A 21,824-nucleotide genomic window follows, 5' to 3' on the forward strand; every position below is an offset into this window, starting at 1 on the left:
ATTCGATAATTCCCCCATGATCAAACTGCTAGTTGGCTTGGGTAACCCCGGCCCTGAATACGAGGACACCCGGCACAACGCCGGCTTTTGGTGGGTAGATGCGGTGGCACGGCAACTCAAGGTGCAACTGCAATACGAGCGCAGCTACTTTGGCTTGGTGGCCCGCACCAGCGTACAAGGCAACCCCTTGTGGTTGCTGGAGCCGCAAACGTTTATGAACCTGTCGGGCAAATCGGTCGGGGCACTGGCCCGTTTTTTCAAAATCACCCCGGGTGAAATTCTGGTGGCGCACGACGAACTGGATATTGACCCCGGTGAAGCCAAGCTCAAGTTGGGCGGTGGCCATGCTGGCCACAACGGGCTGCGCGACATCCACGCCCAACTGGGCAGCAGCGACTATTGGCGCCTGCGCATAGGCATAGGCCATCCAGGCAACAAGGCTGAAGTGGCCAACTGGGTGCTGAAAAAACCCATGCTGGATCACCGCATTGCCATCGACCAAAGCATTGACCGCAGTCTGCGTGCGCTGCCCGAGCTGCTAGCAAGCCAGATGGACAAGGCTACCCAGCTCATCCACACCAGCAAACCACCACGGCCCAAACCACCACGCCCTGCCACCACAGGTTCCGCACAGAACCCAGACCCCGCAGCAATACCGGAGAAATAAGCCTATGCAACGCCTTGCTTTTGCTACAGTTTTGATAGCTGCATCAGCTTATTGCACGGGCGTTAGCGCCCAAAATAGCCCATCTATCTACCGCTGCGGCAACCAGTACAGCCAACAACCTTGCCAAGACCTTGGTGAGCCGGGCAAAACGGGCCAAGCAGCCACCCAGCAAGTGGTGCCAACTCCAGACCCGTTGCCACCAAGCGGGAAACCGGCCAAGACCAAAAGCTATGCTGAGCAAGCACAGGCGCTAGAGCGCGAGCGCCAAGCACGCGAAGCCCAAGCAGCGCGCCAGGCACAGCGTGAGCCTGCAGAGTTCAAAGCGAGATCCAATGCCCAGCATGACAAGAATGCACCAGGAGCGGCATCGGGCAAAAAATCCCACAAAAAAAAGAAGCAGGACCCCGACTACTTCACTGCTGGTACGCCCAAACCCGCCAAGAAGCCCTGATGCCTGTGAGCGCCCTCACACCTTGGTTTGGGTGAGGAGGAAGTATTTCTGCTGCAGTTGGTCACGGCTTTCCACGTGCTCAGGGTGCACGGGAATGCAGGACACAGGGCATACCTGCACGCACTGGGGCTCGTCAAAGTGGCCCACGCATTCGGTGCACTTGTGCGGGTCTATGACATAGATGCTCTCGCCCATGGAAATGGCGTCGTTGGGACATTCGGGCTCGCACACGTCGCAGTTGATGCACTCGTCGGTAATCATCAGCGCCATAGATCAAGCCTTTCGGGGCAACTTGGCAACCAAGGCCTGCCACACAAGCGGCGCAACGAAATCGTGCGCGGGGCCGCCCAATGCTGCAATCTCGCGCACCAAGGTACTAGAGACATGCTGCCAGCGCGCATCGGGGGTGAGGAACACCGTGTCAAGCGTGCTGCCTGCCGATTGCGCCATGGTTCGGTTCATGCCAGCCAACTGGGCTTCGTAGTCAAAGTCTGTCACCCCGCGCACCCCGCGCACCATGGCCTGCGCACCGTGCTGCATGGCAAAGTCACGCACCAACCCATCAAAGGGCAGCACGCTCACGTTGGGCAAGGTTTGCAGCGCACTGCGGGCCAAGTTCAAGCGCTCATCCAAGGTGAAGAGGGTCTTCTTGTGGTGGGCAGCGGCCACCGCCACGATGACATGGCCAAACAAACGGGCGCTGCGGGCAATCAGGTCTTGATGCCCCAAGGTCAGGGGATCGAAAGTCCCCGGAAAAACCACCACCACGTCTGCTGACGCCATACGCCCTACTCCGCACAGAGAAAGGCGAAATTATGCCTGCGCGGCCCCCACCCCACCACCAACCCCACTATCGGTGCGGTAGAGCAAATGGGCATGCACCGCCCCGGCTTTGAGGTGGCGATGCACCCGCAAGCCCCATGCCGCAAGCTGCACATCATCCCAAGCTTGGGGCGCTTCCAGATACACCCAGCCCGTGGGTTTGAGGGCGCGCACCGCAGCGCGCAGTGCTGGTTCGAATAAAGGCAGACCAAATGGCGGGTCAAGAAACACGCCATCCACACTCTGCACAGGTAAACCTGTCAGGTGGGCGATGGCATCCCCTCGCACCACGTGGGCCGTGGTTTGCGCATTGGCCGCATCGGTGGACTTTTGCAAATGGGCCAGCACTTGGCGCAGTTGCAGCACCAAAGCCGGGTCTTGCTCGATCAAGGTGACTTGGGCCGCACCCCGCGAAGCAGCTTCCAAGCCCAAAGCCCCCGTGCCGGCAAAAGCGTCCACCACACGCAAACCGCCCATGTCTTGCCCCAACCAGTTGAACAGGGTTTCCCGCACCCGGTCGGGCGTGGGGCGCAGGCTAGGCTTGTCAGCCACCTTGAGCTTGCTGCGCTTCCACTGCCCGCCGATGATGCGGATTTCGTGGCTACCAGCATGCTTAGGCGGCACTGGAACGGGTGATTTGTGTGATTTAGATGCCATAGCCAGCGATTATGGGCTGTCCAAACGCTTGGGCTTTCATAGAATGCGAGCAGAGTTACACCATGTCCATGTTCAGCTTTTTCAAGAAAAAAACACCCCCTGCCACCCCCAGCAGCGAAGCCCCACAGGCGCCGCCTGCCTCCAGCAGCACCCCCATTGCCTCTGTACCCAGCACTGGTGCAGCGCCTACTGCCCCCCTCATCACCCCGCCCGAACCTACCGCCAAACCTGAGCGCGGTTCGTGGCTGAGCAAACTCAAAGCGGGCTTGGGCAAGACGGCCAGCAATATTTCGGCCGTCTTTGGCGTGCACCGTGTCGATGAAGCCTTGTTCGAAGAACTGGAAAGCGCTTTGCTCATGGCCGATGCGGGTGTATCGGCCACCACCTATTTGGTTGACCAACTGCGCCAAAAAGCCAAAGCCCAGCGCATAGAAGACCCCATTGCCCTGAAAGCGGCCTTGGTGGATGAGTTAACTGCATTGCTGCAGCCACTGCAAAAAACCTTGCTCGTGGGCCAAGAGCAACCCACGGTGATCATGGTGGCAGGTGTCAACGGTGCGGGCAAAACCACCAGCATTGGCAAGCTGACCAAGCATTTGGCCGACAGCGGAGCCAGCGTTTTGCTGGCTGCAGCCGATACTTTCCGCGCCGCAGCCCGCGAGCAGTTGGCCGTGTGGGCCAGCCGCAATACGGTGGACATCATCAGCCAAGAAGGCGCTGACCCAGCCGCAGTGTGTTTTGATGCCGTCACCGCTGGCAAGGCACGCGGCAAAGACGTGGTACTGGTCGATACCGCAGGACGCCTGCCTACACAGCTGCACCTGATGGAAGAGCTGAAAAAAATCCAACGCGTGATTGCCAAAGCCGATGCCAGCGCACCGCACGAGGTGCTGCTGGTCATCGATGGCAACACAGGCCAAAACGCACTCACCCAAGTCAAAGCCTTTGACGATGCTTTGCACCTGACAGGCTTGGTAGTGACCAAGCTCGATGGCACGGCCAAAGGCGGAGTACTCGCTGCCATTGCCCGCGAACGGCCCGTACCGGTGTATTTCATCGGCGTGGGCGAAAAGCTCGATGAGTTGGAAACCTTCAATGCCCGGGAATTCGCCCAAGCCTTGCTGAACTGAGAGACCAGACCATGACCACCCTGACCTCCGCACTGCAAAAAGACATCCATCTTTTCAGCCAAACGCAAAGCGTAGGTTACGAACCCAACCAGCTAGTGCTGCTGGGGGCGGGCATGTCCAATATTCAGCTCCTGCGCAGCATGGTTGAAAAACCACTGCCTGAACTGCGCATTGTGCTTATTCACCCACTCAAAACCAGTATTTACCCAGCCCGTTTGCCCAGCTTTATTGCTGGCGAATTGGGCTTGGAAGACTGCAGCATTGAACTTGAACCCTTGGTGCGACAAACTGGTGTGCGCTGGCTGCGCCGCATGGTGCGACGTTTCGATGCGCAAAGCCAAACCCTCGGCTTGGACAACGATATCGATGTGCACTACGACTGGCTGAGCGTGAACACACCCGCCCTGCAAACGCCGCACGATGCCGAGCACATCATTCCTGGCGCAGCCGAATTTGGGCTGTTCTTGCAACCCTTGGAAATTTTTGCCACCCTGTGGCCACAAGTGCTCAATGTGGCACAGCAACGTTCCTTGCGCCTAGCAGTGCTGGGATCCAGCGCCTTTTCTATGGAAATTGCGCTGGCCATACGCCAACGCCTGCCACACTGCGCCATGACGTACATCCACACGCCGTTGGGTGCGGCCCCCGAAATCCCTGAAGCTGTTCGCCTGCACATGGGCCAGACCTTGCGCGCCCAGCGCATCAATGTCTTGCAAGACAGCGTGACCTCCATATCGGCCACCGAACTGCATCTGGGCTGTGGAGCGCGCTTGGCTTGCGACATCCCGCTCATTTGCCCTGCAGGCTTGCCACCGCAATGGCTGCAAAACAGCGGTTTGGCACACGATGCGCAGCAGTCCATCCTGACTGACAGCTATGGCTGCAGCACCAGCCACCCCCGGGTGCTGTGCACCACCGACTACAGCACCGATGCCGCCAACAACATTGGGGCACTGACCAGCGGTAAAAACCTGCGCCCCATTGATCCAGCATGGAGTGGTCTGCACATCCTGTTTGCGGGCAGCGACCAAGCCATGGCCTGCTGGTCTGGCAAGACCATGCAAGGCCGTAGCCTGACATGGCTCAAGCGCTGGGCAGATCGCCGTACCTTGGCCCACTTGACGGCACCATGAGCCTAGCGCACCCATTTGTTTACATTGCCCGCCTAGAGGCCCAAACACTGCTGCGATCGCCTCGCATGTGGGTTGCTGCCTTAGTGGTTTCAGTACTGCCACTCATTTACGCACTGATTTACCTCAGCAGTGTCTGGGATCCTGTGGCACACACCCAGTCACTGAGTGTGGCCTTGGTCAATTTGGATGAGGGCTTCTTTAACGAAGACACCCTCATCAAGGTCGGCAGCCAAGTGGTAGACAACCTCAAGCACAGCAACCGCTTTACCTATACCGAATTGCAAGATGCAGAGAGTGCCCGGCAAAGCGTACGCCAAGGGCACTATGCATTTGCACTCATCATCCCGCCAGACTTCAGTTCGCACGCCATTCCCGGTGTCATACCCGGTGACGGCAAACTCGTGGTGTACAGCAGCGATGGCAACCACTACCAGACAGCCCTGCTGGCACGGCAATTTGCCACTGAACTGGGGCATGCAGTGAACGAGAGGCTGAATGAACAACGCTGGTCTTTGGTCTTGCAAAGCGCCGCAGGATCGCAACACAGCGTGGATCAATTGCACAGGGCTGTGGAGGAATTGCGCAATGGCGCCTACGAAATCCACACGGGTAGCCAGCAAGCTGAACAGGCGGCCCAGCAGCTAGCCAATGGCTCCAATCGGCTCAATATCGGAGTCAATGCACTGACCGATGGCATGCGGCAAATGGGGAATGGCATCCGCACCATGGACAGCAAGCGGCCGCGCACCAGTGAACTCAACCGCTTGCGCAATGGTGCCGAAAAACTCGTAGCAGGCCATACGGAGCTAGGGGCCGGTCTGGATAAAATCCACAAAGGTGCTGGCGACATACAACGCGGTGTCCAAGGCTACCAAGCAACCCTTGAAGACAGTCTGCTAGCCCCCAATAGCCTGAAAGACGGCGTTAGCCAACTCAAAACAGCCCTCACAGAACTCCACAACGGGATTGGGAATGCCCAAGAAGGCCAACGCCAATTGGCCGATGGTGCCGAAAAACTCAGCACTGGCGTTGGCAGTTTGACCACCGGCATGCAAGCCATGTCCAACGGCATCCATACCATTGCCACCAAACTGCCAGAAGACAACCAACTCGATGAACTGAACGCTGGCAGTGGAAAAATAGTTCAGGGTAATAGCGATTTGGCCAATGGTTTGCACAAACTAGAAGGCGGTACTAGGCGTTTGAGCGATGGGTTGGATACCTTATTCCACGCGCTACCCGCCAATGTCAGCAAACCCTCTGGCAGCCCAGAAGGCATGGCCAACTCGGTTCAGCCGGTCATGGAAGTAGCAGCGCCAGTCCCCAATAGCGGGCACGGCATTGCGCCCAATTTATTGCCTGCTGCACTGTGGTTGGGAGCCAGCATCGCGGTATTTTTGATCAATCTGCACATACTGCCCCGCCCAGCCCACCGCAGCCCACGCCCGTACCTGTTGCTGGGCAAACTGAGCATGCCCGCCGTCCTCGTGCTGCTGCAAAGTGTGTTGCTCTACGCCGCTGTGGAGAACGTGCTCAATTTGCGTGTAGCGCACCAAGGGCCTTTCATAGCCACCTTGGTGATTACTGGCTGGAGTTTTTTGTGCATTGTTAGCATGCTGGCCAAGTTGTTTGGCGATGCTGGCAAAGCCCTCTCCATGGTGCTACTGGCTGTGCAAATCTCGGCATCGGGTGGCGTCATGCCAGTCGAGCTAAGCGGAGGGTGGTATGCCAGCATCAGCCCATGGTTGCCCTTGACTTGGGTGGCGCGCGGTATCAAAGCCAGTGTGTTTGATGCTTTCGATGGCCAATGGGGCATGCCACTGGCGATCAACATCTGCTGGGGACTGGCTGCTCTGCTGGTGACGATGTATCTGGGTCGATGGAAATTTGTCAGCCCACGCGCCATGCGCCCTGGAGTAGATATCTGAACCTAGGCCTGCAACTGTGCTGCGACACTCACAGCAGCATGGCTTGCGTACCACGGTGGCGTTGGGCCACCAACTGCTGCGCCGGATAGGGACGCATGAACTGCTCCAACGCTTCATCCCCCTGCAGCCAATCCACATAGTCGTACGGATCCAAGATCACTGGCATGCGCTTTTCGTCCGTGGCTTTGTGAAACTGGTTCATCAGCAGGTGCTGGTCGGCATTGACCGTGAGCATGGCGTAGCTGTGCAGCACCTCACCACGCGGACTTTTCCACTCAGACCATAGGCCTGCCACCCCCAGCACCGAGTGGTCACGTGCCGCAATACGCGCAGGCAACGCATTGCCAGTGCGCCAATCGGGCTCGAAAAACGCCTGTACCGGGATGATGCAGCGCTGCTGCTTGCGCACAGCATCACGAAAACTGGGTTTGGTGTGCACGGTTTCTGCCCGGGCGTTGTAGGTGTGGCGCGCCAGTTGGGTATCCACCGCCCAATGGGGCACCAAACCAAACAAACCCGGCAAACACTCCAACTGCCATGCGCCCGTTTGCGCTTGCAAGCGGATAAATGCCCCGGTGTAGCCAGGCCACACATCGGTTTTGGCTTGTGCGGGGGCATTCACGCCCAAATTTTGGGCCAGTTGCAGGGCGTTGGGGGCTTGGTAATGAAGGCACATTTGCGCAGCTCCTTGGGTCTTGAATATACTGTATGCAAACACAGTATCTCAGATTTTTAGGCAGCGTGTAAATGGCCCAAACGTTTTTCCCCTCTCCCGCCGAAGACTTGGGTGGGCTGCGGCTCGATGTGGTCGATTTGCTGCAAACCGACAAACCCGACAGTTTTTTCATGCGCGTGGCCGATCCACGCTGGCAACGCTGGGGCGTGCACAGGGGCGACATCGTGGTGGTACGCCGCAACAAAATCGCCCGCCCTGGTCACTTGGTTGTGGCCTGCATCGATGGCGAGCTGGTGTTGCAACGCCTACCCGCTAGGCACCAAGCCACACAAGCTATCGACGTATGGGGCGTGGTCACAGCCTCCATCCATATGCTGGAGCCTTAAGCCGTGTTCGCCTTGGTCGATGGAAACAACTTTTACGTCAGCTGCGAGCGGGTCTTTCAACCGCGTTTGCAAGGGCGGGCTGTGGTAGTGCTGTCCAACAACGACGGCTGCGCCATTGCCCGTAGCAACGAAGCCAAGGACATGGGCATCGCCATGGGCGCGCCATGGCACCAAATTCGTCCCTTGGAGAGAAGCCACGGACTGATCGCGCTATCGGCCAACTTCGCTTTGTATGGCGACATGTCCGAGCGCATGATGGCCTTGGCCAGCGCCTTGGGATATCGGCAAGATGTGTACTCCATTGATGAATGTTTTATCCACCTGCATGGAGTAAGCGGTGACTTGCACGAGCGCGCGCAGCAACTGCGCCAGCACATTCGGCGCAGCATAGGCATACCGTGCGGCATAGGATTGGGCAGCACACCGACCCGCGCCAAGCTGGCCAACCACTTGGCCAAACTGGCTGAGCGCCACCCGCACAAATACCCTGCAGAGCTGGCCCAAGTGTGTGATCTGGAGCGCATCGACCAGCCGCTGCTGCATAGGCTGCTGCAGGGCCTGCCCATCAGCGCCGTTTGGGGTGTGGGGCGCAAACTGGCACCCCAATTGCAGTCAGTCGGTGTGCACACCGTGTTGGATTTGCTGCAAAGCGACGCCGCCACCATGGGCCACCACTGGTCCAGTGTGCTGGAACGCACCGTACGCGAGCTACAAGGCACCCCCTGCTTAGACTGGGACGCATTGCCACAGCCCAAACAACAAATTGCCTACACCCGTTCGTTTGGCCGCACCGTCACAGCACAAGGCCATCTGCAAGAAGCGGTGAGCGAATACACCGCCCGCGCAGCCGAAAAGCTGCGCCACCAACACAGTGCAGCAGGGGCTATTGGTGTCTATATCCGCACCAGCGCGCACCAGCCCAATGCAGATGAGCGCTACAGCAGAGGCTTGGTCATGACCTTGCCCCAAGCCAGCCAAGACAGTGCGGTGTTGATAGGTGCAGCCCTTCGGGCGCTAGAGCGCATCTACCAACCTGGCTACCGCTATGCCAAGGCCGGAGTGCATTTGCTGGATTTGCAAGATGCTGCGCGCTTGCAACTGGCACTGCCATGGGCGGGAACCAGTCCCGAGCGACCGGGTTTGATGCAAACGCTCGATAGTCTCAACCAGCGCTTTGGACAAACCACGGTGCAATGGGGCAGTGCGGGCTTGGGCGGACGGGCGCGCCCGTGGAGCATGCGACAAGAGCGCCGCACACCGGCTTACACCACGCGCTGGGCCGAGTTACCGACCCTGCACGCCCCCCGCACGCCGGATCAGTAATGCGACAGCGCCAAAGCTGTGCTGTGACTGCGGTTGGCATCCAGCTTGAACATCGCCACCGACTCCACCAACTGCACGGCTTGGGTCTTGAGGCTGTCCGCTGCCGCAGCGCCTTGCTCCACCAAGGCCGCGTTTTGCTGCGTGCCTTGGTCAATTTGACCTACCGCTTGGCTGACTTGGTTGACCGATTGACTTTGATCGCGGCTCGCAGAACTGATTTCCCCCACCAAATCGCCCAAACGGCGAATGGAAGTGACGATCTCTTGCATGCTGTTGCCCGCTTGTTCCACCAAAGCGTTGCCGTGCTCTACCTTTTCCACGCTGGCACCAATGAGTCCTTTGATTTCCTTGGCCGCCTCGGCTGAGCGCCCAGCCAAGCTGCGCACTTCACTGGCCACCACGGCAAAACCACGGCCTTGCTCTCCAGCACGGGCTGCTTCTACGGCAGCGTTCAGCGCCAAGATATTGGTCTGAAAGGCAATGCCATCAATCACCCCAATGATGTCAGCAATCTTTTGACTGCTGCTGTGAATATCCTTCATGGTGCTCACCACCTGTGACACCACCTCACCGCCACGGCTGGCCGCATCGGAAGTTCCCACCGCCAACTGATTGGCCTGCTGGGCGTTGTCCGCATTGTGGGCAACGGTTTGCCCCAAATCGTTCATGGTGGATGCCGTGCGCTGCAACTCCGCCGCCTGCTGTTCGGTACGGCGACTCAAGTCTTGGTTACCTTGGGCAATTTCGGCACTGGCGGTAGCCACGCTCTCGGCGTTGGAGCGGACATTGAACACAATCGTCGTCAATGCTTCGCGCAAGTGACCAATCGCTTTGAGCAACTGGCCAATTTCATCGCCACGGGCGGTATCAACCGTCACGGTCAAATCACCTTGTGCCACACGTCCCAAAGTGTCAATGCTGTCGCGCAAAGGTTGGGTCACTGAGCGCACCGCCCACATGCCCATCAGCGCACTGACGATGCCAGCCAGCACCGCCAACACCAAAAATCCTGCAATAAAAATGGACGCCTTGGATTGGGCCTGCTCCACACCGCTCTTGGTGAACTGCAGCTGCAACTCCACCAACTTTTGCACATTGGTAGTCAGCCCCTTGAACTCCACATCCAAGGCAGGTATGTAGGTGCCTGCGCTTTCGATGCCAGCCACCATCATGTCCAAGGTATCGCGGGCCACTTTGCCGTAGCGGTCGGCACTGTCTGCCATGGCCTTGAGCAATTCTTTCTGCTCATCGCTCAGACCAGGTTCTTCCTGCTTGGTTTTCACACTTTTGGACAAATTAGCCACCGAGGACAACATCTCCGTTTGCAAGGCCTTGATACGCTCTTCGCGCTGCCCCACAGCTTGCCAAATCAGAATTTGGTACATCTGCTGGTGCATTCGGGTCACTTGGGCCGCCATGGCTTGGCTGTCTACCACCGCACGCACTTCTTTTTCACCCACTTTGGCCAAATTGCTGGACAAACCTTGGGACGACAGCACAGCGGCTATCGTCACCGCCAGCAATGCCACCAACGCCACTGCAGGCGCCATGAATACCTTGACGGCGACAGGCCAGTCACGAATGCTTGAAAAACGCATAACAACCTCACCTTTAAACAGAGGAGTGCCAAGCACTCCTTGTGTTCATGCCTAGGGGCACAAAGCCCTCGGTATTAGCGATACACACCTACGCCCACAAAACCTTCGCCATTGGGCTGTTTGCGTACATAAGTGGATTTGGCCATGACTTTCTTGGTTATAGGGTCAGGCCAATCGTAGTCCACCCAACCACCGCCTTTGGCAGCCATTTTGATCATGTCCGGCACCAAGTTAACACCGTTAGCATCGCGCACATTGGTCATGTCCTTGCCCACCAATTGGGGGTTACCACCATGGGCTTGGTTGATAGACGCATTGTTATAAACCTGTACGTACATATCTTTCTTTACCCACTTGGCTTTGTCCGTGGTGAAGTCTTTGTAGGCTTGTTCTTCACCGACTTTTTTGATGTGATCAAAGGCAGCATCGGTCATGGCTTTCGCCTCTTCGCGTGTCCCACGCTCTTGGGCATACGCCATGACACAGGACACCGACAACAGTGCCGCTATTGCAAACCGACGAGAAAATTGCATTGAAATCTCCTTACAGGGCAAACAAACCCTTGAATATTTTAGGGTTGATCGATGTTAAGAAACCGTAGAAATAACAGCTTTTTAAGAGCTTTTAACCTTGGTCATAGAAGCGCTTGCTACGCTGACTCATGGATCCAACCCATTCGCAGAAATCGATAGCCCAATATCCCTTCCCCATAGCGGATAATTTTTAGCAATGACTATCCGTTTCAACCACGTTGCTTGGGTGCGTGGCACGCGCCCTGTACTGAGCGACATTGACTTGCACCTGACCGAATCGCGCATTGGCCTGATTGGTGACAACGGCGCAGGCAAAAGCAGCTTGTTTCGTCTGATTTGTGGCTTGGATCAACCGAGCCAAGGCACAGTGCACACCCACGACCAAGCAGCCCACCAAAGCCCTCCAGGCCAAGTGGGGCTGATGTTCCAAAACCCTGACGAGCAAATCATCTTCCCCACGGTAGCCGAGGAATTGGCCTTCACCCTCACGGCCCGCGGCATGCCGCGCCAGCAAGCACACCAGCAAGCGCTGGAGTATTTGTCTGCACATCAACTAGGCGACTGGGCTACACGCGCCATCCACAGCCTGAGCCAAGGCCAACGCCAATACGTGTGCTGGCTGGCTATGCGCATTGGCAAGCCCCGCATACTGCTGCTGGACGAACCCTACGCCAGCCTGGACTTGCCCAGCCAAGCGTTTTTGCAGCGTGCCATTGCCAGTGCTGAACAGCAAATACTGGTCTCCACCCACCAACTGCACTGGGTGCGCGACTTTGAGCGCGTGCTGTGGCTGGATCAAGGGCGGGTGCGTGCCGATGGCCCCGGCACCACCGTCTGCGCCGCCTACGAAGCCGATGTGGCGCAACGCATGTCCCACCAGCAAGGCACAGTCGCACCATGCTAAGCCTGTACAGCGACCACCCCAGTTGGCTGCACCGCTGGCCTGCGGGGTGGAAACTGGCCTGCCTCAGCGCAGCGGGGACAGCCCTGTTCTGGTTGCAAGCGTGGATTTGGTTGCTGGTGGCCTTTCTTGCCAGTGCTGCCGTACTCCTGAGCCTAGGCCCCGGTGCCCGCAAGGCGTGGCAAGTGCTCAAACCCATCGGGTTTAGCTGTGCCATTGTGGTGCTGGTGCATGCCCTATGGGGCGATCTAGCACTGGGTATCAGCAGCGCACTGCGACTGCTGTGCACCGCATCGCTGGCCACCGCGTTAACATTAACAACTCGTTACAGTGACCTGCTAACACTGTTAGAATTTTTATTGCGTCCACTGCAACGCATTGGTATTCGGTATGAAGCCATTGCGCTGCAACTGGCGTTGATGTTGCGGTTTGCAGAACATTTTTTTGTTCAGTGGAAACGCATGGATGATGCCTACCGCGTCCGCGCTGGACGCAGCGGCTCATGGCGACTCATGGCGCCATTTACCATCCAAATACTGCGCACCGCCAAACAAGTGGCCGATGCATTGCGCGTTCGGGCTGGCTCCTGACATAGCGCACGCATCCTCCGTCCTACTCCATTGCCCCGATATATGACAAAAAATACCCGCGAAACCACCGTCTACGTTGCCCTATTTGCCGCCTTGATGGCAGTGCTGGGCCTGATCCCCAAAATCGACTTGGCCTTCGGCGTCCCCATCACCCTGCAAACCATGGGCGTCATGATGGCAGGCTGCTTGCTCGGCCCACGCCGTGGTGCTTTGTCCATGCTGCTGTTTCTGCTGGCCGTCGCTGCCGGTTTGCCACTGCTCTCTGGTGGCCGCGGCGGCATCGGCGTGTTCTTTGGCCCATCGGGCGGTTACCTCATTTGCTGGCCTGTGGCTGCAGCCATCTGCGGCTGGCTGATGCAACGCCTGCTGGCACTCAAGACCCCTGCGACCCCCCGCAGCATTGCCCTGAGCGCTTGGGTTGCCTCCGTGGTGGGTGGCATTGTGGTGATCCACATTTTTGGTGTCATTGGCTTGGTCTTTTTGGTCAAGCTGGACTGGAGCAAAGCCGCATTGGGCACATTGGCATTTGTGCCGGGCGACTTGATCAAGAGCGTGGTGTGCGCCCTGGTGGTGCAAACCGTTGCCAAAGGTCTGCCGGACTGGAACTTTGGCCGCCAAGCCAGCTAAGCGCGTGCTAGACCACACGGTTATAGCGCCACTGCCCCAGTGGGCACAGACCCAAGCCCAACGCCCTGCGCTGAGCGATGGTCTTCACAGTTTGTCTTTTGCCGAGCTGTGGCAAGCAGTACAAGCCCGTTCCGCAGCCCTGCCTAGCGCATTGCCCAGTTCCGTTCTGGTGGCGCAAAACGACAGCCCCCTAGAGCAACTGCTGGACTTTTTAGCCCTGCAGGCCAGTGGCCGCTGCGCCGCCATCGGGCACCCGGACTGGACTGAGGCCACGCACCAACAAGTGCGCCAGGCCTTGGCCAACTTACCCAGCGCCCCCACACCACTCCCAGCGGCGGAGCAAGGCTTCTATATCGGCTTTACTTCTGGCAGCACGGGTGTGCCCAAGGGTTTTCGGCGCAGCCACCGCTCTTGGACTGAAAGCCTGCGCGTGTGCGTAGACACCTTCGGCCCTGCCGTATGCGGGCCCGTACTGGCACCAGGCAGTATTGCGCACTCGCTATTTTTGTTTGGCATGGTGCTGGGCTTGTGGACTGGCGGTGGCGTGGTGGTGCAAGACCGCTTTAACGCAGGCCGTGCGCTGGACACCTTGGCACAAGGCCATGCCACTTGCTTGGTGGCAGTGCCCAGCCAACTGCTGCTCATGCTCGAATGGGCACAACACCGCCACATAGCCCCGATTGCCAGCACCCAGCTCATCCTTATCAGCGGTGCGCGCTGGTCGCGCCAGCACACAGCAGCAGTCAAGGCACTGTTCCCCCATGCGCGCATCGTCGAGTTTTACGGCGCATCGGAAGCCAGCTTTATCACTTGGCAAGACGCGGATGCAACCACCCCGTTTGAGGTAGTGGGTCAGCCGTTTTCCAATGTACGGCTGCGCATAGAAAACGGACTGATTTATGTGCACAGTCCCATGCTGTTCAGCGACTACGTGCTGGGCGCAGGCGACCAAACAGCGGCCCACTACGCCACCTTCGACGGGGTGGAGTGGCTCACCATTCGCGACATGGGGCGCATAGACGAACAGGGCCGCTTGTGCCTTGCAGGGCGCGAGCACCGCATGATCGTCACACAAGGTAAAAACCTCTTTCCAGACGAGCTCGAGGCCCTGCTGGGCAGCCACCCTGCCGTCGCTAATGCATCGGTACATGGCGTACCCGATGCCCTGCGTGGCCAAGCCGTGGTAGCAGTGCTGCGGCTGCATGCCCACAACGCCACGCAAGCCAACACCACTTTGACCAGCCCCGCACTGGTTGCTTGGTGCCGCCAGTGGTTAGAAGGCTGGAAAGTGCCACGCCAATTTGTGCTGTGCAATGACTGGCCATTGACTGCCAGCGGCAAAACCAACCACGCCCGCTTGGGCGAACTACTGCTGCGGCAAGACCCATGTCTGCGCCCCTTGCTCTGATTCACGCTTGGGCACGCAGCCCCGTCGCCCCAGTGGGTGGCGCGCTGGCCCACCTGAGAGCCCACGAATTGGCCACTCCCGTGCTGCACGCTGTATTACAGCAAGCTGGCTTGGAGCCATCAGCCGTGGACGCTGTGGTGGTAGGCAACGCCTTGGGCGCAGGCGGCAACCCTGCCCGCATGGTTAGCCTGGCCGCTGGCTTACCAACCCACTGCGCCAGCTACTCGGTCGATACGCAGTGTTGCGCTGGGCTGGACGCCATCACGTTGGGGTTGGGCTTGATCGCCAGTGGCCAAGCCCAGTGCGTGCTGGCCGGCGGTGTAGAGGCCTGGAGCCGCGCTCCCTTGCGCCTGCACCGCCCACTGCATGCTGCGCAAGCGCCTGTGCCTTACGACCGCCCGGCTTTTGCTCCCGATCCAACCCAAGACCCCGACCTGCTGCAAGCCGCCACCGACTACGCGCAAACCCACGGCTACAGCCGTGCTGAACTGCTGGACTACGCGATGCAAAGCCACCAACGCGCCGTGCAACACCAGGCCGAACTGGCCACCGAAATCGTGCCCGTGGCAGGCTGTGCCCACGACAGCTACCCGCGCCTGCTCGATGCCCGCAAAGCCCAGCGCATGAGCGCCCTCACCACCGCACCCAAAGCCGACGGCGCAGCCTTTGTGCTGCTGCTGCGCGCCGATGCAACACCGGGGGCGCATGCACTGTTCACGGTGTGCAGCACCGCCTCGGTTGGGGGTGACTCGCGCATGCCCTTGCGCATGGCAGCCATCGCAGCAGAGCAGGCACTGCAGCGTGTATCTACCGCCACAGGAGCACTTGCCGCACACAGTGTGCAGCGCCTAGAGTTGCACGATGCTTTTGCCGTGCAGGGTTTGGACTTTTGCCAAACCCTGGGCATAACGCCAGAGCGCATCAACCCACGGGGCGGCGGTGTGGCACGGGGGCACCCCATTGGCGCCTCGGGCACCATCGCCTTGGTGCGGGTGCTGACCGACTTGCACGCCCACGGCCAAACCGGTGACTACGGCTTGGCCGCCATTGCAGGGGCCGGTGGGCTGGGCGCTGCCATCGTGGTACAGCGCACTGAAGCAAGCTACTGAACAACACAGGGAGACGGGGATGGAGCGAGCGGACTTTGTGCACATGGTGCACCTGAGCGAGCAAGCCAGCGCGGACAACAGCGATGCCTATCGGCGCAATGTGGCCGCCTTTGCGGCACTGGGCTATGCGTGGGTGCTGGGTTGCTTGGTTCTGGCCTGCGCCATGGTTTGGTGGTCCAGCACCAACTTGCTGCATGGTCGCTTTCGCGGTGGACTGGCCATGATGCTAGTGGCCGGACTGAGTTTGCTGTGGTTTAGCCTCCGGGCACTGTGGTTGCGCATAGATGCGCCTGAGGGCACCGCTATCACCGCGGCGCAAGCGCCTGCTTTGTTTGAAGCACTGGAGCGCATTCGCCGCAAAATCAAAGGCCCGCCCATCCACCGTGTGCTGCTCAACCAAGAGTTCAACGCCGCCATCCAGCAGGTTCCGCGCTTTGGACTGTTGGGCGGCAACACCAATTATTTGGTGATAGGACTGCCCTTGCTGATGGCGCTGGACAAAGCCCGCCTGCTGGCTGTGCTCTCGCACGAGTACGGCCACCTGCGCGGAGACCATGGCCGCTTTGGTGCGTGGATTTACCGCACCCGCTTATCGTGGATGCAGTTGAGCGCACAACTCTCCGGCTCTGGCGGTGCGATAGAAGCCGCTACCAACGCTTTTTTGCGCTGGTACTTTCCACGGTTTATGGCCAAAACCTTTGCCATTGCCCGGCAAGACGAATACGAGGCCGATCGCGTGGCTGCCCGCTTGGTGGGTGCTGACACCACCGCAGCCGCCTTGGTAGAGATTGAGGTACGCAGCGCATGGTGGGCCGACGAGTTTTGGCGCGACCACTGGAGCACCGCCACCACCCATCCACAGCCAGTAGGCCCATACACCCACCTGCAAACACTGCTGCGCACCGCACCAGCGCCAACGCAAGCGGCCCAGGCCTTGCGCCAAGCACTCAAACGCCCCAGCAACTTTGACGACACCCACCCTGGCTTGCGTGACCGGCTGGAGGCACTGGATACAGCCGCTACCTTGCCCCCGTGGTCACGTGGCAGCGCTATGCAGCTATTGGGCAACAGCGCCCCTCACTGGATTGCGTACTTCAACCGCCAATGGTGCGCGCAAAACGCCAGCGACTGGAAACGCCACCACGCCCGCATGCAGCAAGCCCAAGAGCGTGCGACTGCCCTGCAAGCACGCCAGCACCAAGCCAATGCCGCCGAACTGGTGGAATTGGCCCGCTTGCAGCGCAACCTGCACCCGCACAACGATGTACGGGCCTTGTACGAACTGGCGCTGCAGCGCAGCCCCAACTACCCCGAAGCCCTGCGCGGCCTCATCGCCAGCCTGCCCGACAAAGAACATGCCAGCCAACTCAATTTGCTGCACGAACTGTGGACCTGCAGCGAGTCAGACCGCTGGTGGTGCTGCAATACGGCGCTGGACACCTTGGACACCCTGCACCGCAGCAGCCCCGAGTACGACGCAGCCGCCGTGAACCAATGGCGCCAGCGCAAAGAGCGCGCATCCGAGGCCGAAGAACGCGCTTGGGAAGAACTGAGCGACACGGCTTACTTCAACCTCATCAGCCGCCATGACCTGAACGAATTCGAGCTGGCCGAAGTGCAGCTAGACATCGCACGCTATACCCCCGTCAGCTATGCTTGGGTGGTGCGCAAAAACCTGCGCGAATTCCCACGACGCCGCGCTTACCTGCTGTTTGTAGAACTGCCCAACATGGCCGACGAAGACCGCTACCACCTGTGCCGCACGCTGGAGCAGCAAATCACCCTGCCCGGCCCGGTGCTGGCGCTGTGGGCGGGTAGCAACCCCACGCTGCAAGAGATTGAGCGCAGCGCTTTTGACCCAGTGTTTATGCGCCCCTCACCGTGAAGAATTCGTCCAAACCGCTGCGCTCGGTCACAGTTTGGTTCACCGGGGCGGCCGGGTCGGCATAGCCCAGTGCCACGCCACACACCACGTGCTGGCTGGCATCCAGCCCCAAATGCTGGCGAATGATGCCGGGGTAGGACGCCATGGCCCCTATGGCACAACTGGCCAGCCCGTGTTCGTGCGCAGCGAGCATCAGGCCGTACAACATCATCCCCAAGTCCATGTAGCCACCCGCGCCAAAGCGGCTGTCTATGGTGACGATGAGCGCCACCGGCGCATCAAAGAAGCAGAAGTTGCGCGCAAACTGGGCATCGCGCCCAGCCTTGTCGTCCCGCTCTACGTCCAGCGCACCGTACAGCGCTTGGGCGGCGGCCACTTGGCGGCGGCGCAGGTGCAAGGGCATGGGGCGGGGAAAGTAGCCGTAGTCCTCTTGCGCTGGGTACTGCTCGCGCCACGCCCGCAGCAACTCTTGGCTCAGTGCCTGGCGCACCGCGCCCTGCACTTGCACCACATGGCCGGGCTGCAGGTTGGCACCGCTGGGCGCTTGGCGCGCTTGCCGCAGCACCGTGTGCAAAAGCGCAGGCTCCACCGGGGTTGGCAAAAAGGCGCGGATGGAGCGGCGCACTGTCTTGGCGAGTGTCTCAACAGGTGTCACAACACCCCCGGGAAAGCACCCCCGTCCATCAGCAGGTTTTGCCCGGTGATAAAGCCTGCCTGCGCGCTGCACAAAAAGGCGCAGGCATCGCCAAACTCAGCAGGTGTGCCAAAGCGCCCGGCGGGGTTGGCTTGGCGGCGCTGCTCCAGCTCTTGCTCCAGCGTGCGGCCACTGTGGCTAGCCGCTTTGGCGGCGTTGCCGCGCAGGCGGTCGGTATCAAAGGGACCGGGCAACAGGTTGTTGATGGTGACGTTGTGCGCCACCGTTTTGCGCGCTATGCCAGCCACAAAACCCGTGAGCCCAGCGCGAGCTCCGTTGGACAGGCCCAGCACATCAATGGGGGCCTTCACCGCGCTGGACGTGATGTTGACGATGCGGCCAAAGCGCCGCGCCACCATGCCGTCCACCGTGGCTTTGATCAGCTCGATGGGGGTGAGCATGTTGGCATCGAGCGCGGCCAGCCAGTCCTCGCGCGTCCAGTCGTGAAAGTCACCGGGCGGCGGGCCGCCTGCGTTGGTCACCAAAATATCGGGCTGGGGGCACGCCTGCAGCACCAGCCCCCGCCCTGCGGGGGTGGTGATGTCCGCCACCACCGCCGTGACCTGCACCCCGGTAGCGGCGCGAATGGCCTGCGCCGTGGCGTGCAGCGTGGATTCGGTGCGCGCCACCAGCGTGAGCTGGCAACCCTCGCGCGCCAACGACTCGGCGCACGCACGCCCCAGCCCCTTGCTGGAAGCGCATACCAGGGCGTGGCGCCCTTCTATTCCTAATTGCATGGTTCAACTCTCCGCTGGGCGTGTGCAGTGCGCACGTTGCAACTGCTGCAATTCCTGCAACTGCACGCTGTTTGGTTGACCGATTGTCCTAGATGGCAAGACCTCAGTGAGCTGCCAACTCCAACGAAAAAGCCACGGCGCGACTGAGGTTTTTTTCATTCATCAGTGCATGTTGCTGCAGCAAACGCACAGCACAAGCTGCACGGAAAAAAGCCTGTCTCTAAACCCAACTCCAAGGCCCATGTACTGGCAATGGATATATCGCAATCTCGTCCTAGGCGTGTGCAGATATGGAATTTCACTTCATCAACCACCCCCCATTTTTAGTCATCTAGCCAACCTCAAACAGAGAGCAAATTATTACGATTTGCCTGCGTCTGAAAGAAAACCACGTTCTAACCGTCGCAATTTTCAGCAACACACGGCCTTAACAGGTCGCTTCACAAAGGAATCAAAATGGCTTTCCCAACAGCAGTCAACGATCAGATCACGGACTCTGTCACCCAAGCTAACACCAAAGTCTTGGGAGACGCTCCTGCAGTTGCCATGGGCAACCTGTTCCAAGCCACAGCCCAGGCTTTGGCTAACGCCGCCCACAACGCAACGAACGCCCAGCAACAAAGCTACGTCACATCGCAAGCTGCTACCACCATGGGGGTTTCTACGCTGTACTCCATCGACACAGCTAGCACAGGTGAAGCCACCAAGGCCATCCTCACTCCCCGCGTAAAAGGCTTGGGCGGCTAAGTTCCATACGCAGCTACTTCACCTTCCCAATCTCATTTTTATTAACTGGAGAACACCATGGCATTCCCTACCGCAGTCAACGACCAAATCACCGATTCCGTCACCCAAGCCAACACGAAAGTGCTGGGCGACGCCCCCGCTATTGCAATGGGCAACCTGTTTCAAGCTACTGCCCAAGCATTGGCCAACGCCGCCCATAACGCAACCAATGCACAACAACAAAGCTACGTCACATCACAAGCAGCTACCACCATGGGTGTTGCAACACTGTATTCCATCGATACAGCAAGTACTGGCGAAGCGACCAAAACCATTCTCAGCGCCTAAACGCAAGCTATGTCAAAGGTCTGGAAACTAAACATTCCTGACCTTTGACTCTGCCCCATGCGCAAAGCGTCAATACCCCTCATTAGGAGCACGCCCCATGGCATTTCCTACCGCAGTTAACAATCAGATTACCGACTCTGTCACACAGAGCAACCTACAGGTGCTGGGCACTGCACCGGCAATGGCCATGGGCAATTTGTACCAAGCCACAGCACAAGCGCTTGCCAATGCGGCGCATAACGCCGCCATGGCCCAGCAACAGATGTACACCACGGCACAAGCTGCGACTACGGCAGGAGTGGCCTTGCTGTACTCGTTAGACACAGCATCTACAGGCAAAGCTACCAAAGCCATCCTAGGCTAATCCATTGGATTGCTGCCCACATTCATCCGACTAACCTTTTAAGGATTCATCATGGCCTTTCCTACCGCTGTTAACAGTCAAGTATCTGACTCTATTACACAAGTCAATACCGAAGTCATTGGAGTTTCGCCAGCGATTGCCACAGGCAACCTGATGGTGGCTACCGGACAGGCTCTCTCCAATACTGCGCACAACGCAACGAACAACCAAAACCAAGCCTACGTCACGATGCAAACCAACACGACCCAAAGCTTGTCCACACTGTTCTCCGTTGACACAAGCAGTACTGGTATAGCGATCAAACGCATTGAAGCTGTGCGCTGAAATCCATAGCTGTTGGAGTGCTGCCTGAGCCTCACCCAAAAGGACTCCGATGTGATGCCGACCCCCATATGCGTATTGAACGTGGGCTCAACACCTGCGGCAGCAATGGGCATGGTCTACCAAGCTATGTCACAGAGCACCAGCATCGCTATGCAAAACGCAGTCGCCAACCAACAGCGTGGACAGGTCATCACCGCAGCAGCCGTCACACAAGTTCTGGTTTTAATCAATAAATTAGGAGCCAATTCAAAATGACTGACGAAGGCACCGTTAACAGCCAAGTTATAGACAGCGTCACGAATGTCGCCACGCTCATGACGGCTCAAGCTCCGTCACAGGCCTTTGCCATGCTTGACACCGTCATGGTGGAAACCATGGGTATGGCCATGTACAACGCAGTAAACCGCCAACAAAATGCAGGCATGGTGAGCACTGCAGCAGTGACTGCAGCCTGCGCACGCATCCTCAACACCTTTGCGGCGATACCTGCTGCCCCACCTAAGTCTGAGTCAGCACCACCTGCCTCGCACATAGAACCACTTCCAAGCCCTCCGCCGCCTGTTGCTCCACCGCTAGCTACAAGTCCAGACGCCAGCGTTGCAGATGCCTATGCCAAAGGCAATGCAGCCATCTCGACCTTGCAAACCCTTGCTGGTTCCAGTTCGTCTGTAGCCCAAAAAGCCCAGAGCGACTTACAACAACTGGCAAGCAGTGCTGGCGCTCCCCCTGTGCCAAAGCCAAGCAATACAACAGAAGCACAGAGCAATACAGCGGAAAAGCCGAACGCGTAACGCTACCTGACGTAGG

The 21,824-nt window shown here is 58.9% G+C and carries 27 protein-coding genes; 19 read left to right on the plus strand and 8 right to left on the minus strand.

Features of this window, described 5'->3' with window-relative positions:
* Window positions 1-16: 16 nt before the first annotated feature.
* Together pth and KIK84_RS04615 are read left to right on the plus strand one after the other, a co-directional pair.
* The gene (gene pth / locus KIK84_RS04610; RefSeq protein WP_214121829.1) at window positions 17-667 is read left to right on the plus strand and encodes an aminoacyl-tRNA hydrolase; all 651 of its coding nucleotides are present in this window, start codon (window positions 17-19) and stop codon (window positions 665-667) included.
* 4 nt (window positions 668-671) lie between these two features.
* A complete protein-coding gene (locus KIK84_RS04615) occupies window positions 672-1,118 on the plus strand; it encodes a hypothetical protein (RefSeq protein WP_214121831.1) in 447 nt (148 codons plus the stop codon).
* Between the two features lie 15 nt (window positions 1,119-1,133).
* Here the strand turns inward: KIK84_RS04615 and KIK84_RS04620 are convergent, their stop codons facing one another.
* From KIK84_RS04620 to rsmD, 3 genes are read right to left on the minus strand one after another with little or no spacing between them, the layout of a single operon-like run.
* Entirely contained in the window at window positions 1,134-1,388 is a 255-nt protein-coding gene (locus KIK84_RS04620) for a YfhL family 4Fe-4S dicluster ferredoxin (protein WP_214121832.1), read from the minus strand.
* A gap of 3 nt (window positions 1,389-1,391) precedes the next feature.
* The gene (coaD, locus tag KIK84_RS04625; RefSeq protein ID WP_214121834.1) at window positions 1,392-1,901 is read right to left on the minus strand and encodes a pantetheine-phosphate adenylyltransferase; all 510 of its coding nucleotides are present in this window, start codon (window positions 1,899-1,901) and stop codon (window positions 1,392-1,394) included.
* Window positions 1,902-1,931: 30 nt separating this feature from the next.
* Complete coding sequence (rsmD, locus tag KIK84_RS04630; RefSeq protein WP_214121836.1) at window positions 1,932-2,597, minus strand: 16S rRNA (guanine(966)-N(2))-methyltransferase RsmD; 666 nt, start codon at window positions 2,595-2,597, stop codon at window positions 1,932-1,934.
* A 68-nt stretch (window positions 2,598-2,665) separates the two neighbouring features.
* Between rsmD and ftsY the strand changes: the two genes are divergently transcribed.
* Genes ftsY through KIK84_RS04645 form a run of 3 tightly spaced genes read left to right on the plus strand, consistent with a single transcriptional unit; the run spans window position 2,666 to window position 6,788 of the window.
* Window positions 2,666-3,727: a signal recognition particle-docking protein FtsY gene (gene ftsY / locus KIK84_RS04635; RefSeq protein ID WP_214122306.1), complete on the plus strand. Its 1,062-nt coding sequence runs from the start codon at window positions 2,666-2,668 to the stop codon at window positions 3,725-3,727.
* Between the two features lie 11 nt (window positions 3,728-3,738).
* Window positions 3,739-4,860 (plus strand): NAD(P)/FAD-dependent oxidoreductase, encoded by a 1,122-nt coding sequence (locus KIK84_RS04640; RefSeq protein WP_214121837.1) that lies wholly within the window; start codon window positions 3,739-3,741, stop codon window positions 4,858-4,860.
* A complete protein-coding gene (locus KIK84_RS04645; protein WP_214121839.1) occupies window positions 4,857-6,788 on the plus strand; it encodes a YhgE/Pip domain-containing protein in 1,932 nt (643 codons plus the stop codon). Before KIK84_RS04640 ends, KIK84_RS04645 begins: the two co-directional genes overlap by 4 nt.
* Before the next feature lie 28 nt (window positions 6,789-6,816).
* On the opposite strand, the gene KIK84_RS04650 is transcribed toward KIK84_RS04645, so the two are convergent.
* Window positions 6,817-7,464 (minus strand): SOS response-associated peptidase, encoded by a 648-nt coding sequence (locus KIK84_RS04650; protein ID WP_214121841.1) that lies wholly within the window; start codon window positions 7,462-7,464, stop codon window positions 6,817-6,819.
* A 71-nt stretch (window positions 7,465-7,535) separates the two neighbouring features.
* Here KIK84_RS04650 and KIK84_RS04655 point away from each other — a divergent pair, with 71 nt between their 5' ends.
* Complete coding sequence (locus KIK84_RS04655; protein WP_214121842.1) at window positions 7,536-7,850, plus strand: LexA family protein; 315 nt, start codon at window positions 7,536-7,538, stop codon at window positions 7,848-7,850.
* Window positions 7,851-7,853: 3 nt separating this feature from the next.
* Window positions 7,854-9,173 carry a Y-family DNA polymerase gene (locus tag KIK84_RS04660; protein WP_214121843.1) on the plus strand — a complete coding sequence of 440 codons (1,320 nt, stop codon included), beginning with the start codon at window positions 7,854-7,856 and terminating at the stop codon, window positions 9,171-9,173.
* On the opposite strand, the gene KIK84_RS04665 is transcribed toward KIK84_RS04660, so the two are convergent.
* Both KIK84_RS04665 and KIK84_RS04670 read right to left on the minus strand, forming a co-directional pair.
* On the minus strand, window positions 9,167-10,771 hold the full coding sequence (locus tag KIK84_RS04665) for a methyl-accepting chemotaxis protein (protein ID WP_250207756.1): 1,605 nt from the start codon (window positions 10,769-10,771) through the stop codon (window positions 9,167-9,169). The two genes, KIK84_RS04660 and KIK84_RS04665, sit on opposite strands and share 7 nt — an antisense overlap.
* A 74-nt stretch (window positions 10,772-10,845) precedes the next feature.
* Complete coding sequence (locus KIK84_RS04670; protein ID WP_214121844.1) at window positions 10,846-11,304, minus strand: cache domain-containing protein; 459 nt, start codon at window positions 11,302-11,304, stop codon at window positions 10,846-10,848.
* A 196-nt stretch (window positions 11,305-11,500) separates the two neighbouring features.
* Between KIK84_RS04670 and KIK84_RS04675 the strand changes: the two genes are divergently transcribed.
* From KIK84_RS04675 to KIK84_RS04700, 6 genes are read left to right on the plus strand one after another with little or no spacing between them, the layout of a single operon-like run.
* Window positions 11,501-12,208 (plus strand): energy-coupling factor ABC transporter ATP-binding protein, encoded by a 708-nt coding sequence (locus KIK84_RS04675; RefSeq protein ID WP_214121845.1) that lies wholly within the window; start codon window positions 11,501-11,503, stop codon window positions 12,206-12,208.
* Window positions 12,202-12,795: an energy-coupling factor transporter transmembrane component T family protein gene (locus tag KIK84_RS04680; RefSeq protein WP_214121846.1), complete on the plus strand. Its 594-nt coding sequence runs from the start codon at window positions 12,202-12,204 to the stop codon at window positions 12,793-12,795. The genes KIK84_RS04675 and KIK84_RS04680 overlap by 7 nt, the downstream gene beginning before the upstream one ends.
* Window positions 12,796-12,837: 42 nt before the next feature.
* Window positions 12,838-13,422 carry a biotin transporter BioY gene (locus KIK84_RS04685; RefSeq protein WP_214121848.1) on the plus strand — a complete coding sequence of 195 codons (585 nt, stop codon included), beginning with the start codon at window positions 12,838-12,840 and terminating at the stop codon, window positions 13,420-13,422.
* The gene (locus tag KIK84_RS04690; RefSeq protein ID WP_250207757.1) at window positions 13,403-14,830 is read left to right on the plus strand and encodes an AMP-binding protein; all 1,428 of its coding nucleotides are present in this window, start codon (window positions 13,403-13,405) and stop codon (window positions 14,828-14,830) included. Before KIK84_RS04685 ends, KIK84_RS04690 begins: the two co-directional genes overlap by 20 nt.
* Complete coding sequence (locus KIK84_RS04695) at window positions 14,809-15,939, plus strand: thiolase family protein (RefSeq protein ID WP_214121850.1); 1,131 nt, start codon at window positions 14,809-14,811, stop codon at window positions 15,937-15,939. The genes KIK84_RS04690 and KIK84_RS04695 overlap by 22 nt, the downstream gene beginning before the upstream one ends.
* Before the next feature lie 19 nt (window positions 15,940-15,958).
* A complete protein-coding gene (locus tag KIK84_RS04700; protein WP_214121851.1) occupies window positions 15,959-17,824 on the plus strand; it encodes a M48 family metalloprotease in 1,866 nt (621 codons plus the stop codon).
* On the opposite strand, the gene KIK84_RS04705 is transcribed toward KIK84_RS04700, so the two are convergent.
* Both KIK84_RS04705 and KIK84_RS04710 read right to left on the minus strand, forming a co-directional pair.
* Window positions 17,805-18,479, minus strand: coding sequence for a nitroreductase (locus tag KIK84_RS04705; RefSeq protein WP_214121853.1), 675 nt, complete (start codon window positions 18,477-18,479; stop codon window positions 17,805-17,807). The two genes, KIK84_RS04700 and KIK84_RS04705, sit on opposite strands and share 20 nt — an antisense overlap.
* Complete coding sequence (locus tag KIK84_RS04710) at window positions 18,476-19,255, minus strand: SDR family oxidoreductase (protein ID WP_214121855.1); 780 nt, start codon at window positions 19,253-19,255, stop codon at window positions 18,476-18,478. The genes KIK84_RS04705 and KIK84_RS04710 overlap by 4 nt, the downstream gene beginning before the upstream one ends.
* Before the next feature lie 456 nt (window positions 19,256-19,711).
* Between KIK84_RS04710 and KIK84_RS04715 the strand changes: the two genes are divergently transcribed.
* The 6 genes from KIK84_RS04715 to KIK84_RS04740 all read left to right on the plus strand — a co-directional run bounded on the left by KIK84_RS04715 (window position 19,712) and on the right by KIK84_RS04740 (window position 21,808).
* Entirely contained in the window at window positions 19,712-20,002 is a 291-nt protein-coding gene (locus tag KIK84_RS04715; RefSeq protein WP_214121857.1) for a RebB family R body protein, read from the plus strand.
* A gap of 57 nt (window positions 20,003-20,059) precedes the next feature.
* Window positions 20,060-20,329 (plus strand): RebB family R body protein, encoded by a 270-nt coding sequence (locus KIK84_RS04720; protein WP_214121859.1) that lies wholly within the window; start codon window positions 20,060-20,062, stop codon window positions 20,327-20,329.
* A gap of 97 nt (window positions 20,330-20,426) precedes the next feature.
* Window positions 20,427-20,693 carry a RebB family R body protein gene (locus tag KIK84_RS04725; protein WP_214121860.1) on the plus strand — a complete coding sequence of 89 codons (267 nt, stop codon included), beginning with the start codon at window positions 20,427-20,429 and terminating at the stop codon, window positions 20,691-20,693.
* Window positions 20,694-20,744: 51 nt separating this feature from the next.
* On the plus strand, window positions 20,745-21,017 hold the full coding sequence (locus KIK84_RS04730) for a RebB family R body protein (RefSeq protein WP_214121862.1): 273 nt from the start codon (window positions 20,745-20,747) through the stop codon (window positions 21,015-21,017).
* Window positions 21,018-21,071: 54 nt separating this feature from the next.
* Window positions 21,072-21,272: a RebB family R body protein gene (locus KIK84_RS04735; protein WP_214122309.1), complete on the plus strand. Its 201-nt coding sequence runs from the start codon at window positions 21,072-21,074 to the stop codon at window positions 21,270-21,272.
* Window positions 21,269-21,808 carry a RebB family R body protein gene (locus KIK84_RS04740; RefSeq protein ID WP_214121864.1) on the plus strand — a complete coding sequence of 180 codons (540 nt, stop codon included), beginning with the start codon at window positions 21,269-21,271 and terminating at the stop codon, window positions 21,806-21,808. Before KIK84_RS04735 ends, KIK84_RS04740 begins: the two co-directional genes overlap by 4 nt.
* Window positions 21,809-21,824: the final 16 nt, after the last annotated feature.

It is taken from the genome of Curvibacter sp. CHRR-16 (assembly GCF_018474005.1).
In the GTDB taxonomy this organism is placed as follows: domain Bacteria; phylum Pseudomonadota; class Gammaproteobacteria; order Burkholderiales; family Burkholderiaceae_C; genus Allorhodoferax.

What these genes read in the sequence shown, in the direction of transcription:
- KIK84_RS04620 (WP_214121832.1), bottom strand. Translation starts at nt 1,388, where the DNA reads ATGGCGCTGATGATTACCGACGAGTGCATCAACTGCGACGTGTGCGAG.
- KIK84_RS04665 (WP_250207756.1), bottom strand. Translation starts at nt 10,771, where the DNA reads ATGCGTTTTTCAAGCATTCGTGACTGGCCTGTCGCCGTCAAGGTATTC.
- KIK84_RS04740 (WP_214121864.1), top strand. Translation starts at nt 21,269, where the DNA reads ATGACTGACGAAGGCACCGTTAACAGCCAAGTTATAGACAGCGTCACG.
- KIK84_RS04615 (WP_214121831.1), top strand. Translation starts at nt 672, where the DNA reads ATGCAACGCCTTGCTTTTGCTACAGTTTTGATAGCTGCATCAGCTTAT.
- KIK84_RS04730 (WP_214121862.1), top strand. Translation starts at nt 20,745, where the DNA reads ATGGCCTTTCCTACCGCTGTTAACAGTCAAGTATCTGACTCTATTACA.
- KIK84_RS04675 (WP_214121845.1), top strand. Translation starts at nt 11,501, where the DNA reads ATGACTATCCGTTTCAACCACGTTGCTTGGGTGCGTGGCACGCGCCCT.
- KIK84_RS04650 (WP_214121841.1), bottom strand. Translation starts at nt 7,464, where the DNA reads ATGTGCCTTCATTACCAAGCCCCCAACGCCCTGCAACTGGCCCAAAAT.
- KIK84_RS04685 (WP_214121848.1), top strand. Translation starts at nt 12,838, where the DNA reads ATGACAAAAAATACCCGCGAAACCACCGTCTACGTTGCCCTATTTGCC.
- KIK84_RS04695 (WP_214121850.1), top strand. Translation starts at nt 14,809, where the DNA reads ATGTCTGCGCCCCTTGCTCTGATTCACGCTTGGGCACGCAGCCCCGTC.
- KIK84_RS04645 (WP_214121839.1), top strand. Translation starts at nt 4,857, where the DNA reads ATGAGCCTAGCGCACCCATTTGTTTACATTGCCCGCCTAGAGGCCCAA.
- KIK84_RS04680 (WP_214121846.1), top strand. Translation starts at nt 12,202, where the DNA reads ATGCTAAGCCTGTACAGCGACCACCCCAGTTGGCTGCACCGCTGGCCT.
- KIK84_RS04670 (WP_214121844.1), bottom strand. Translation starts at nt 11,304, where the DNA reads ATGCAATTTTCTCGTCGGTTTGCAATAGCGGCACTGTTGTCGGTGTCC.
- KIK84_RS04640 (WP_214121837.1), top strand. Translation starts at nt 3,739, where the DNA reads ATGACCACCCTGACCTCCGCACTGCAAAAAGACATCCATCTTTTCAGC.
- KIK84_RS04710 (WP_214121855.1), bottom strand. Translation starts at nt 19,255, where the DNA reads ATGCAATTAGGAATAGAAGGGCGCCACGCCCTGGTATGCGCTTCCAGC.
- KIK84_RS04735 (WP_214122309.1), top strand. Translation starts at nt 21,072, where the DNA reads ATGCCGACCCCCATATGCGTATTGAACGTGGGCTCAACACCTGCGGCA.
- pth (WP_214121829.1), top strand. Translation starts at nt 17, where the DNA reads ATGATCAAACTGCTAGTTGGCTTGGGTAACCCCGGCCCTGAATACGAG.
- ftsY (WP_214122306.1), top strand. Translation starts at nt 2,666, where the DNA reads ATGTTCAGCTTTTTCAAGAAAAAAACACCCCCTGCCACCCCCAGCAGC.
- KIK84_RS04725 (WP_214121860.1), top strand. Translation starts at nt 20,427, where the DNA reads ATGGCATTTCCTACCGCAGTTAACAATCAGATTACCGACTCTGTCACA.
- KIK84_RS04655 (WP_214121842.1), top strand. Translation starts at nt 7,536, where the DNA reads ATGGCCCAAACGTTTTTCCCCTCTCCCGCCGAAGACTTGGGTGGGCTG.
- KIK84_RS04720 (WP_214121859.1), top strand. Translation starts at nt 20,060, where the DNA reads ATGGCATTCCCTACCGCAGTCAACGACCAAATCACCGATTCCGTCACC.
- rsmD (WP_214121836.1), bottom strand. Translation starts at nt 2,597, where the DNA reads ATGGCATCTAAATCACACAAATCACCCGTTCCAGTGCCGCCTAAGCAT.
- coaD (WP_214121834.1), bottom strand. Translation starts at nt 1,901, where the DNA reads ATGGCGTCAGCAGACGTGGTGGTGGTTTTTCCGGGGACTTTCGATCCC.
- KIK84_RS04700 (WP_214121851.1), top strand. Translation starts at nt 15,959, where the DNA reads ATGGAGCGAGCGGACTTTGTGCACATGGTGCACCTGAGCGAGCAAGCC.
- KIK84_RS04715 (WP_214121857.1), top strand. Translation starts at nt 19,712, where the DNA reads ATGGCTTTCCCAACAGCAGTCAACGATCAGATCACGGACTCTGTCACC.